Origin of the sequence: Methanobacterium spitsbergense (genome assembly GCF_019931065.1) — an archaeon.
Taxonomy (GTDB): domain Archaea; phylum Methanobacteriota; class Methanobacteria; order Methanobacteriales; family Methanobacteriaceae; genus Methanobacterium_B; species Methanobacterium_B spitsbergense.
Map to the genome: position 1 here is coordinate 56,246 of NZ_JAIOUQ010000002.1, position 11,876 is coordinate 68,121.

At 31.7% G+C, this 11,876-nt stretch carries 11 protein-coding genes; 8 read left to right on the forward strand and 3 right to left on the reverse strand.

Going from position 1 to position 11,876, the window contains the following annotated elements:
• The first annotated feature begins 52 nt into the window (after positions 1–52).
• From K8N75_RS00900 to K8N75_RS00910, 3 genes are all read left to right on the forward strand, one after another.
• A complete protein-coding gene (locus tag K8N75_RS00900) occupies positions 53–1,501 on the forward strand; it encodes a B12-binding domain-containing radical SAM protein (RefSeq protein ID WP_223790294.1) in 1,449 nt (482 codons plus the stop codon).
• 53 nt (positions 1,502–1,554) lie between these two features.
• Complete coding sequence (locus K8N75_RS00905) at positions 1,555–1,719, forward strand: LEA domain-containing protein (RefSeq protein ID WP_223790295.1); 165 nt, start codon at positions 1,555–1,557, stop codon at positions 1,717–1,719.
• 80 nt (positions 1,720–1,799) lie between these two features.
• Entirely contained in the window at positions 1,800–2,150 is a 351-nt protein-coding gene (locus tag K8N75_RS00910; RefSeq protein WP_223790296.1) for a DUF5518 domain-containing protein, read from the forward strand.
• Between the two features lie 147 nt (positions 2,151–2,297).
• On the opposite strand, the gene K8N75_RS00915 is transcribed toward K8N75_RS00910, so the two are convergent.
• Positions 2,298–2,897: a hypothetical protein gene (locus K8N75_RS00915; RefSeq protein ID WP_223790297.1), complete on the reverse strand. Its 600-nt coding sequence runs from the start codon at positions 2,895–2,897 to the stop codon at positions 2,298–2,300.
• Positions 2,898–3,092: 195 nt separating this feature from the next.
• Here K8N75_RS00915 and K8N75_RS00920 point away from each other — a divergent pair, with 195 nt between their 5' ends.
• The 5 genes from K8N75_RS00920 to K8N75_RS00940 all read left to right on the forward strand — a co-directional run bounded on the left by K8N75_RS00920 (position 3,093) and on the right by K8N75_RS00940 (position 10,572).
• On the forward strand, positions 3,093–3,443 hold the full coding sequence (locus K8N75_RS00920) for a Rieske (2Fe-2S) protein (RefSeq protein WP_223790298.1): 351 nt from the start codon (positions 3,093–3,095) through the stop codon (positions 3,441–3,443).
• Positions 3,444–3,550: 107 nt separating this feature from the next.
• Complete coding sequence (locus K8N75_RS00925; protein ID WP_223790299.1) at positions 3,551–4,051, forward strand: TIGR00288 family NYN domain-containing protein; 501 nt, start codon at positions 3,551–3,553, stop codon at positions 4,049–4,051.
• Positions 4,052–4,500: 449 nt separating this feature from the next.
• Positions 4,501–7,017, forward strand: a complete 2,517-nt coding sequence (locus K8N75_RS00930; protein WP_223790300.1) for a PAS domain S-box protein — start codon at positions 4,501–4,503, stop codon at positions 7,015–7,017.
• Positions 7,018–7,265: 248 nt separating this feature from the next.
• Entirely contained in the window at positions 7,266–7,622 is a 357-nt protein-coding gene (locus K8N75_RS00935) for a response regulator (RefSeq protein WP_223790320.1), read from the forward strand.
• 1,153 nt (positions 7,623–8,775) lie between these two features.
• Entirely contained in the window at positions 8,776–10,572 is a 1,797-nt protein-coding gene (locus K8N75_RS00940; RefSeq protein WP_223790301.1) for a NosD domain-containing protein, read from the forward strand.
• A gap of 79 nt (positions 10,573–10,651) precedes the next feature.
• On the opposite strand, the gene K8N75_RS00945 is transcribed toward K8N75_RS00940, so the two are convergent.
• A complete protein-coding gene (locus K8N75_RS00945) occupies positions 10,652–11,086 on the reverse strand; it encodes a hypothetical protein (RefSeq protein ID WP_223790302.1) in 435 nt (144 codons plus the stop codon).
• Positions 11,076–11,654 carry a nucleotidyltransferase domain-containing protein gene (locus tag K8N75_RS00950; protein ID WP_223790303.1) on the reverse strand — a complete coding sequence of 193 codons (579 nt, stop codon included), beginning with the start codon at positions 11,652–11,654 and terminating at the stop codon, positions 11,076–11,078. Before K8N75_RS00950 ends, K8N75_RS00945 begins: the two co-directional genes overlap by 11 nt.
• Positions 11,655–11,876 lie beyond the last annotated feature (222 nt).

The following is an 11,876-nucleotide window of genomic DNA, read 5'->3' on the forward strand; positions in this document are numbered from 1 at the left end:
TTTAATAAATTTCAGATAGGCTCTTGATTGATGACTAAAAAAGGTATAAAAAATGAATAAAAATATTGATGTACTGCTTATAAATCCATACGATGAGAATGCATTGAAGAATGCTCTTGGTTTCATTACCCCACCCACAAATCTTATGTACCTGGCATCATCACTTGAGAAAGAATCTTACTCAGTCAAAATTGTAGATGATGATCTTCTTCAGATGGGATACGAAAAGGTTTCTGAACTTGCAGAAAAGCTCAATCCACAAATAGTAGGTGTTACAGCAACCACATCTACAATAAAAAGCGCGTTGAAATATGTGGAACTAGTCAAAAACATCCTACCTAATACATTAACTGTAATAGGCGGACCACATACTACTTTCATGCCATCTGAAACCTTAAAAAGTTCAGAAAATCTAGATGTAGTTGTTATCGGTGAAGGAGAAGAAACAATGGTAGATTTAGCCAACCATTCCACCGAAAATATCCATGATCTCGATGAGGTTAAAGGAATTGTTTACAGGGATTTAAAGAATGGAAATTTTAAAACTACACAAAAACGTCCTTTGATAAATGATCTTGACGCATTGCCTTTCCCTGCAAGACATCTTGTACCCTTTGATTCATATGGTGCTTCTAAAGAACAGAATGGGGGAATAATAACCAGCAGAGGTTGTGTGTACAACTGCAACTACTGCTCATCATCACTAATCATGGGCAAAAAGTTCCGATCACGCAGTCCAGACAACGTAGTGGACGAAATTGAAGAATTAATAAACAAATACCAAATAAATGATATAGGATTCATGGATGACACATTCATGCTTAATAAAAGAAGAGCTAACGATATAGCAAATGAAATCAAAGCCAGAGATCTAGATTTAAGCTTCGTTGCATCATCTCGGGTTGACAGTGTAGACCAAAATTTACTTCAAAACATGAAAAGTGCAGGATTAAAAACTATTTACTACGGTGTAGAATCAGGGTCACAACGTATATTGGACCTAATGAAAAAGGGTATAACATTAAAACAAGCGGAAGATGCAGTTAAAAGTGCTAAAAATGTGGATCTAGAAGTTTTAACCTCATTTATATTAGGATATCCTGGAGAAACCGAAGACGATATGAATAAGACCATAGATTTCTCAACAAAACTTGATTCAGACTACTCACAATATTCTATACTTACACCATTCCCTGGAACACCTATCTACAATGAACTCAAAGAAAAAGATTTAATAGACAATGATGACTGGGATGAATACACTGTACTTAAACCAGTTTTGAAGTATGATGAAATGGGTTTAAATAAGAAGATGGTTGAAAGAAAACTGGCTATAGCATATTTAAAATTTTATGCAAGACCTAAATATCTCATGAACCATCGTCACATGTTCAAGGTCATGTTTAAAACAGTTATGCGAAGTTTTATACTTCCAAAACTCATGGGAGGCACTGGTAAAGGTTGGTATCAAAACCTAGACAACAACACATCATCAAAATAGAAAATATACTATTATGAATTAGGAATGTAAAACATTATTATGGAGGGATTTTTATGAGTGAAAAAACAGGTGAAATTAAAGGAAAAGCTAAAGAAATGAAAGGTGAAATGAAAGGAAAAGCTAAAGAGATGGAAGGAGAAATAAAAGGAAAAGCTAAAGAGATGAAAGGAAGAATGAAGGGGAAAGCTAAAGAAGCCGAAGGTAAAAATAAAAGATAAAAATTATAAGATTATGAATATTTATTAAAAATTTTATTAATATATTATCTTCTTATCATAATAAATTGGGGAGTGTAAAGATGGTTTATGTAAGATGGAATACTGTAATAATTGGTGTTGTAATTGCAATAATTCTTGGTTTTGTCCTTGGGTTAATATCAGCATCGGGAGCATTCATTGGATTCTTAATAGCTACTATATATGTTGGTTATATGATAGGCGGAGACTACGTAAATGGAGCTATACATGGGGCACTTGTTGGTATAGTTGCAGCAATAGTACTATTTATACTTGCTTTAATTGGATTTGGTGTTGCAGCGGGGTTATCTAATATAATTATTCTTGCAGTTATAGGTGCCATAGGTGGAGTAATAGGAGTTTTAATAGGAGGTAGAGGCATAGGTAGGGGCAGAGGTAGGGGCAGATTATAAATTCTTAATTTAATCTCTAATACTTTTTTTTATAGAATGAAAATGACACTTTTATAGATATCGAACATTATTATTCAGTTTTGTTAAAATAGTAAACTAGAAAGAAATAAAAATTTAAAAAAAAGATTTTAAGAATAGTAATTATGTTTATATTCGTTGCCAGAAATGTTTTTTCTTCATTTCGAATTTTTCAGGGAATTGCATGATTATTCCGTGGGAAAATCCATCGGCCATCATTCTTGCTTGTTTTTCTATTTCATCATATGTGGATATGTCTTTTGTATAGTCTTTGGTTATTCTGGCCATTGTTTCTTCTTTGGTTAGTCTTAGATGGTCGTATAACATATTTTTCATTTCTTTTTCTTCCCAGTTGGGATTTAGCCTGTTTAAAGTGGCTGCAATTTCATCTGCATTTTTGTACCATCTTTTTTCAGCATCATCCTCTTTTGTATTATCCTCTGCGACTGCTGCTTGCACAAGTTCTGCAGCTGTTGTAAGGTGTTCGGTCATTAATTCATCGAATTTGGTTGCAGCTTGTTCACCATAAAACATTCTACACACTTCTGCCATGTCTTTGGTGTTTCTTAACAACCGATTTTCAGTGGCAATAGTCTCTGTTGCGTCTTTGATGTCCACTAAACTTATGATAGTTAGTCTGGTCCAGGCAACATGTTCTTCCCAGAGTCCCATCCATTTTTTATCGAAATCTCCTTCATGCATCGTATCCATATTTTCTTCCATTGCCATCTTGTATCACCTTATAACGTTATGTTTACCATAAATGATAAACCCTTTGACATAATATAATAAACTAGGATAATATCTATAAAATTTAAGAATTTAACGATAAACTTACCTAAATATCCCTATTTTGTAATTTAAATAGAATTAGAACTAATTTCAGAAAATTTGAATCTTTGAAGTAATAAGAGGTAGAAAAATATGAGTTTTTACGAAATTTTCAAAAAGGATGAGTTAAATGATGGTGAAATGAAAATGAAAAAAATAAACGGTCACGAATATATGATTGCCCAAGTAGGAGATAACTACTACGCATCTGATAATCGTTGCCCACATATGGGAGGAAATTTATCCAATGGCAAATTAGACGGAAACGTAGTTACATGTCCAAGACATCACAGTCAATTCGACATCACAGATGGACACGTAATACGATGGACAGACTGGTCCGGAATCAAACTATCATTAAGCAAAGTATTAAAGTCCCCAAGAAATCTAAAAACATATGATCTAATGTTAGATGGTGATACAATCATGATTGATTTAGAATAAAAATTAAACTATCAAAAAACATATCAAAATCAATTATTATTACACAACTAAAATGCTAATATACAATAAAAAGCTAAAATTATCTTTTTGGCCCATTTGGAGATAAAATGCATCGTTTAGATAAATTAACATCAGTTAAAAATTATATTCCCCTTATAAGGGAAAATTCCCCCGGGAAAAATATCGGCTTACTTGTAGATGGTCCAAATATGCTTCGGAAGGAATTTGGCTACAATTTAGATACAGTAAAAGATTTACTAGCAGAACATGGAAATGTAAAGATAGGTAAAGTTTTCCTTAACCAGTACGCTTCAGAAAAGCTTATAGAAGCTGTCGTAAACCAAGGATTCTCACCCATGATTGTTGCCGGAGAGACGGATGTCCAGATGGCTATAGATGCATATGAACTTATTTACAACCCTAACATTGACATAATTGCCCTAATGACCCGTGACGTTGACTTTTTCCCATTAATAAACATTGCCAAAGAACACGGTAAAAAAACTATTATTATTGGAGCAGAACCAGGGTTCAGTGTAGCTTTAAAGAATTCAGCAGATATTACAATTACTTTGAAAACACACCAACCAACCAAGACCACAACTTAAATACAAATTTAACCTTTTGTTTTCAATTCGATTTTTTAAATCTATAATACTCACAAAAATCATAGGCCTTAAATTAACAGCACCTATGATTAAATGACATTGTAACTATCAATATATGAATACATGCATGTATCTATGAGCAAATGTATAGGTTTATATGTAAACCATTAAGTGGTATGATTAGTCTATAGCAACAGATACAGATTAAGTGAGAAAGTAAGTATGCTAGGCAACACACCTTATTAATTTGGTTAGTATCCACTTTTTTTTTAAATCACAAGAAAGTTTATGGATTTCATAAAAAAATCTCAGTTAATTATCTAATATTATTTTTTATTAACAGATAATTTATTCATAAATATTGACCAAAATCATACAATTATAAATGAGAATATTTTCAAAGATATTTTATTCATAATTGTTTTAAAATAAATGGTTCTGGTGAATGTATGGTAAAAGCTGATGCTAATATTAAAATTATAGAGGAATTTGAAGAAATTAGAAAAAGTGAAGCTTTACTTGCTAGATTACTTGAAAATTCTTCTCAGCCCTTTGGTGTAGGTTATCCAGACGGTCGCTTAGGGCTTGTTAACAAAGCATTTGAGGAACTTACTGGTTATTCGAGAGAAGAGCTCAAAAACACAGATTGGTCTGAAATTCTCACACCTCCAGAATTCAGGGACATGGAAAATGAAAAACTTAATGAACTTCAATGCACAGGACAACCAGTAAGGTATGAAAAAGAGTATATACGGAAAGACGGGACCAGATTACCAATAGAACTTCTTGTGCATCTAGAGAAAAATAAAGATGGTACACCTGAATACTATTATTCATTCATCACAAACATATCTGAACGAAAACATCAGGAAGTGCTTACTCAGAAGCTTTTAGAGAGTGAACAACAACTAACAGAAGAACTTCAAACTTCTAATGAAGAATTACAATCCACTTCCGAAGAACTTCATGTTAAAAATGAAGAACTTAAGCATCAGGGAGATAATTTATTACAAATAAATAAGGCGCTAAAGGAAAGTGAAGAGCGTTTCCGAACTCTTGCAGATAATATTCCAAACTTGGCATGGATGGCCGATGCAAATGGATGGATCTTCTGGTATAACAAACAATGGTATGAATATACAGGAACAACACTCGAGGATATGCAGGGATGGGGTTGGCAAAAAGTCCATCACCCCGACTATGTAAAACCAGTAACAGAAGAATGGTCTACAAGAATCAAAGAAGGAAAACCATATGACAATATATTTCCACTTAAAAGTAAAGATGGGAAGTACCGCTGGTTCCTAACCAGAGTTACACCAATCAGAGATGATCAAGGTAAGTTAATACGATGGTTAGGTACTAATACAGACATTACAGAGCGTAAAGAAGTGGAAACCGAACTGAATAAATATAAGGATAAATTAGAGAGTTTGGTGGAGGTCCGTACCGCAGAGCTAGAAAAGGCTTATAAATCTTTAAAAGAAAGTGAAGAACATTATCTGACTTTATTTAATTCTATTGATGAAGGTTTCTGCACTATTGAGGTTATTTTCGATTCTAATAATAATCCCATTGATTATCGGTTTTTAGAAATTAATCCTGCTTTTGCAAAGCAAACTGGACTGGAAGATGCAGAGGGTAAATTGATGCGTGATCTTGCTCCGGATCATGAGGAGCATTGGTTTGAAATTTACGGTGAAATAGCTCTAACAGGCAAACCGATGCGTTTTGTTAACGAGGCAAAAGCTTTGAATAGATGGTATAATGTATATGCATTTAAGATTGGTGCTCCTGAAAATAGGGAAATAGCTATTCTTTTCAATGATATCACTAAATTTAAAAAAACTGAGGAAGCTTTAGAATTTTCGAGTAATTATAACCGTAGTTTGATTGATGCCAGTCTGGATCCGCTGGTTACAATTGGGCCTGATGGAAAAATCACCGATGTAAACAAATCTACAGAAATCATTACGGGATACTCTAAGGACGTTCTTATTGGAACTGATTTTTCAGACTATTTCACTGAACCTGAAAAAGCCCGATCCGGTTATAAACAAGTATTTAAAGAAGGTTCTGTGTATGATTATTCACTGGAAATCAAAAGTAAGACTGGTGAAGTGACTCCGGTGTTATACAATGCTTCTATCTATAAGGATAATAGAGGAGAAGTTATTGGGGTTTTTGCTGCTGCTCGTGACATAACCCAAATTAAAAGGGTAGAAAATAAATTAAAGGAATATCAGGATACACTTGAAGAAAAAGTTAAAAAACGTACAGAAGAGCTTGCCATTTCCAATGCTGAGCTTGAACATTTTGCATATGTGGCATCTCATGATCTGCGTGAACCATTACGGATGATTACTAGCTTTTTACAATTACTCGAGCGTCGATATAGTGCTAATTTGGATCAAGATGCGAATGAATTTATTGGATTTGCTGTGGATGGGGCTAAACGTTTAGATGACATGATAAACGATCTTCTGGAATATTCAAAAGTAAATAGGAAAGAACAAGTGTTTAGATCTGTGAATTTAGAAAAAGTATTGGAGAGTGCATTAATAAATTTAATAATTCCTACTGAAGAAAATAATGCAGTTATAGACCATGATCCGTTACCTACTGTCTATGGTGATGAAAAGTTATTAGTTCAATTGTTCCAAAATCTAATTGGCAATGCAATTAAATATCATGGCCAAGAACCTCCTAAGATTCATATATCCTCTATTAAAGAAAATAACCAATACATTATCAGTATAAAAGATAATGGTATAGGAATTGAGTCACAACATTTAGAACGTATCTTTACAATATTTCAACGCTTGCACGGGAATGATGAATATGAAGGGACAGGAATTGGACTTGCAATAACACAAAAAATTGTACATCAACATAATGGAAATATTTGGGTTGAATCAAAACAAGGAAAAGGTTCAACATTCTATTTCACAATACCTATCAAATAATGAAATGAATCCATAGGTTATTATTTTAATTATTCCTTATTTATTGAATTCTATAATTCTATTCCCAAATCCAAAGTTAAGAATTTTTAAAGGTGATTTAATGGAATATTATTCTATTTTTTTGAATTCACTAAATTATCACTAAAATAATTTAAAACTTTAATACATTGTGATGTTTCAATTTAATTAATTAAACCTCATATTACAAATAATGGAACGTGTAAAAAACGATAAAATCAAAAATTTTAATTGTTGAGGATGAAATTATTATAGCCATAGATTTAAAACAACGGCTAGAAAGTTTGGGACATGATATACTCGATACAGCGTTAAATGGGAATGATGCTATTAAAAAAACAAGGGAAACAAATCCAGATCTTGTTTTAATGGATATTCAACTAAATGGCCCAATAGATGGAATAGAGGCAGCCCAACAAATCCAGAAACTCTTTAAAATTCCATTTATATACCTCACAGGAAGCCATGACAATAAAATCTGGGAACGGGCTCAACAAACTGAACCTGCTGGTTATATCACAAAACCGTTTGATGAAACAGAAATACAAAATGCTATAGAACTTGCAACGTTACCAAAACAAGATTGATCATTTCGAATTTTAATCTAAAAAATTCACATTTTTAACATTTCACTTTATCATATTTTCATATTAATGCTAATTTACTATTAGCTAAAAGTCCCGTTCAGGGGCATTTCTCTTCTATATGAAAAATGATGAACAAAATTGTTAATTGTATTAAGTTTTTTTCATCAAAAAATTAACTCGTAAGGTGGACAGATTTGGATTATATTAAAAAATAAAAATTTCTTAATAATTTATATAGCTATACTCAAATATAGAAACATAAATTTAAAACATCACGGGGGGAATGTTAGGAAAATGAAAGTGAAAAATATATTATTGGTCTCGTTTTTATTCATGTGTGTGTTAGGTTTAACAGTAAATTCTGTATCTGCTTTAAAAGTACCAACAAAATACACTACAAAAACGTATACAAATTACTATTATGAATCCGGTAGTTATTATGATTCTACCGATCGTTATTTTAGTAGTAGAGGGGCATATGTATGGGAGCCCAGCACTGTAGGTTCTAATTATCGTAGTTTTTCTTACCCAACGATCCATGAAAATTATTTGGGAAGTACAACTCAATTAAAGTATTACATATATAACAATAACAATAATCCATACCATTGGGCAGATGTCAGAAGTTCTACATTGACTGTTAAGTATAAAGTTAAAACTAAATATAACACTTATTATAGATCAAAAATATTTAGCTACACTACGATCCCCAAAACAGGGACGTATAAAACACATACTTTTTCAGGCTACCCGAGCGGAAGTAAAGTTTTAATATATAATATGAAATGGTCTCAAGTCCATAGAGAGTGGTATCCTAGATAAAAAATATAATTCCATCTATTTTTCACTCTTTTTTTATTTTAAATTTAAACTTGAAAATGGTTATACTCATACCTAAAAGTGCATGTATATAATATAAAATTTATGTGTAAAATCGTAGATTAGTATTAAGTTCAGTCAAAAATAGTTTAGAAAAATGTAATAATGATGAATAATTATACTATTATATAATTTTTTTTAGGGAATAACATTTTAATTAGAAAACCCTTGGGGGGGTGTAAAACATTATAGAAGATTTAAAAGTTTCTACAAATGAAGATAAAATTTTATGTGAATTAATATGTTCTATAATTTCATCCCGGGGTGGAAATAGATGAAAAAACAGTTATTTCTATTATTTTTGGGATTTCTTTTTGTTTTAACAATTTCTGGAGTTGCCTCGGCAGCTGACAGGAATGTGGGGCCGGGCTATACCTACAGCACTATTAATCAGGCAGTAAGTGCATCTAATTCTGGTGATCATATTTATGTACATGATAAAAATGGTTCAGCCTATACTTACAATGAAAAAGTTTTTATCAAAAAAGAAAATCTCACAATTACTGCAAAAGGTAAAGTAACAGTTAAAAACAAAGTGATAGATCCTAATATTCAATATATTTTTCAACTAAGTAAAGGCAATATTCTAGAAAATTTCATTATTCAGGGGAATGGGGAAGATTATGGTATTGTTGCTAATCAAGCTATAATCAAGAACAACACCATAATTGGAAATGTTATTGGAGTGAGAGCTTCTATAGACCATAAATATGTTCAAATATTTAACAATACATTTTACAATAACAGTAGAGGAATTTACTTTGATTCTGGTAGTTATGATACTATATCAGGAAACATTTTCACAATTGGAGATACGGGCATTGACATTCAATCAAACCCTCACTCTACCATAACCAAGAATACATTTAAAAATATCTCAAATGGAATATCTATAAACGGAATGGACTATTCTTCCATATCTTACAATACCTTCAATAATATTACTGGAAATGGGATGAATATACAACCTACCACACATGTTCAGGTAGGATATAACAAGTTAACCAATGTTACAAATGGAATAAGGCTAGTAGGAGATTATTCAGAAAACAAATATTACCCTTGTGAATTCATAACAGTACATGATAACAGCTTGAAAAACTGTAAATATGCCCTAAAGATTGAAGGGGCAACAAATAACACGATAAATCGTAACATTATATCAACTAATACAGTTGGTATCACGTTTGATGAAATCAGAGAAATTAGTGGTAAAGTATTCGTTGCATCTTCAAACAATACCATAATTGGAAATAATATTTACAATAATGGTAATGGAATCAGTTTTGTAAATATTTTCGCTCCATCCACTGGGAATAAAATAAAATACAACAGAATTGTAAATAACGATCATTGGGCCGTTGTGAACTATTCCAATGAAAATATTTCTGCTTACTGGAATTGGTGGGGTTCAAATAGCTCCCCTAAAACTAAAATAATCGGTAAAGCTATTTACGATCCTTGGTTAGTGCTCACATTAAAAGCTGTTCCAAGTACTGTTCAAACTAATACGAATTCAAAAATAACCGCAGATCTGAGGTATGATAGTATTGGAAAACTTCAGACCGGAGGATATTTACCTAATGGAATTCGGGTAAACTTTGCAACAACATTAGGAACTATAGGCAGTTCAGCATCCACAGTCAACGGAATTGCACAAACCAACCTTACAAGCGGGACATTAGGTACATCAACTGTTTCAGCTAAATTAGACAATCAAACAGTAAAAACCTCAGTTAAAATAATAGATACCATTCCACCTAAAGTTTTATTAACCAATCCAACTAACTGGAAGACAGGTTTTAGCAAAACATCATCTATAGCAATTAAATTCAGTGAATATCTCAAAACAAGCACATACTACAACCACATAACCATCAAAAACCTCACCACAGGTAAATACGTAACAATCACCAAATCAATCACTCGGAACACATTATACCTAAAAATGCCTTTAACAAGATTAGCATACAACTGGTACCAAGTAACCATACCTAAAGATGCAATCAAAGACTACGCAGGAAACAATCTATCCGCTACATACACCTTCAGATTCAAAACAGGAGCATAAAATAATTTTTTTTCTTCCTTTTTTTATTTAAATTTCATTTTTTCTAGTTTCAAACACTTATTATTTGTATGGGTTTGAATTAAAGGTCTAATAAAACTTTTTCCAACTCATTAACAAATTTTTTTGCTCTATTAAATGAAGTGTTTGATTTTGATATTTTAGCATCGTATCCCATCACATATTGAGACTTTAATCTCTTTTTGTGCTCTAAATCATAAAACTCGATTATGTCATCTGTCAAATTGTCTATTTCGACATATTCCTTTTTAGCATCATCAAACTCTTTTAAAATATGACTTTTTAACTTATCTCTTACATGAACGATTAAAGCATCAGCAGTAACTCTATGAGAAATTTGATCACCAACTTTGAATCCAAGTTTGTTGAGAACAGAATTGGACATATAATACATGGAATAATAAGAAGAGACAATCACCCACATAGGGGATAAGCCTTCATTCAAATATTGTATAAAGTTACGATTGGCTAATTTTATTCTTTCATCATCCAACATTTTCTAACATCCGATAATAGTCTTCAATACCCACAAGTAGGATATTAAATTTAATTGCCTCTGATACAACACTGAAGTCACTGTTCTTAGCCATAGATAGAAATTCTTCAAAATTTAATGTTACAAGATGGATATCTAAAGGTAACAAATTTATAATCCTTTCAAATTCTTTTTCTCTCTCTTTTTCTGAGATTATCATTAAATCAATGTCAGAACTCTTTGATGCTGTTTTCTTAGTGTAAGAACCAAAAATTAATGCAATGAATGGAAATTTTAATGACATTAATTTCATTTGCAAAATCTTTAGATCTTTATTATGATCTAATAAATTTTTAGATCGTAAATATTCAGCTTTAAAGATTAGAGGATTTATTTTCTTTATTAGGGAATATTCAGAAGATTTACCATGCTTCTCCAACGATACTAAATTTAATTCATGAAGATTTCTAAAAATTCTATGTACATTTGAATAGTTCATTTTGATATCTTGAGATATTTGCCTAATATTCGTATGCTTGGAGCCGTTCTCTAATAGGGCTGTAATAATTTTGTTGGTGTTATCTTTCATGAGATCACTTCATTAATATGTTATTGCAAGTTTACAATAATGTTATTGCAAGTTTACAATAATGTTATTGCAACTTTACAATAATGAATGTATCATCTTTTCTTCAATAAAATTTCCTGTTAATTAATCTGTCAAGTTTATCTTGTTCTTCCAATTATTCCCATTTGAATAATAATCTTATCAAGTAGCTCATCTCTTTCTTTATTTCTCTTTTCCATTTCT